This is a genomic window from Mesorhizobium sp. M7A.F.Ca.US.002.01.1.1 (genome assembly GCF_004022955.1).
GTDB classification, from domain to species: domain Bacteria; phylum Pseudomonadota; class Alphaproteobacteria; order Rhizobiales; family Rhizobiaceae; genus Mesorhizobium; species Mesorhizobium ciceri.
Genome location: NZ_RZQE01001040.1, coordinates 1 through 514 on the forward strand (window position 1 = coordinate 1; position 514 = coordinate 514).

The 514-nt window shown below is 61.9% G+C and carries 1 pseudogene; it reads left to right on the forward strand.

From position 1 onward, the window contains the following. Positions 1-470: pseudogene (locus EN932_RS37590) on the forward strand (helix-turn-helix transcriptional regulator); the annotation flags it as partial. Positions 471-514 lie beyond the last annotated feature (44 nt).

Here is a 514-nt window from a genome sequence, read left to right on the forward strand (position 1 = left end):
TCTTCGTGGCGACGGCGTTCGGCGGTATCGCCCTTGCCAATCCGGAAAGCAACCGTTTGTTCCAGATGGCCGTGCAGGCTCGCGACGGCGAACCCGTTTCGCGCTCCATTCCGCTGCGCAGCGCCTTGCCTCCGCCGGTCGTGGTGCATGTCCTGCCGCTCAAGCAGGACGCGGACGCGCATGACCTCTTTGGCGGCTGCGATCTGCTCATTGTCGCCACCGCGATCAGTGCCAGCACGCTGGTGCCCTCGCCGACCATATTGACCGGCCTGTTCGACCTGACGGCGGCGGAAGTGCGGCTTGCCACCGCGCTGGCCAAGGGCCTTAATCTGCAGGCGGCGGCGGCTGAAGCCGGCCTGCAATTCTCGACCGTGCGCACTTATTTGAACCGTATCTTTCGCAAGACGGGAACGAATCAACAAAGCCAGCTTGTTGCGCTTTTGAAATCGGCACATCCATTCCAGCAATGAGCTATCGGATCTAGGCGATTGCACGTGATGTCCGACTTGCACGG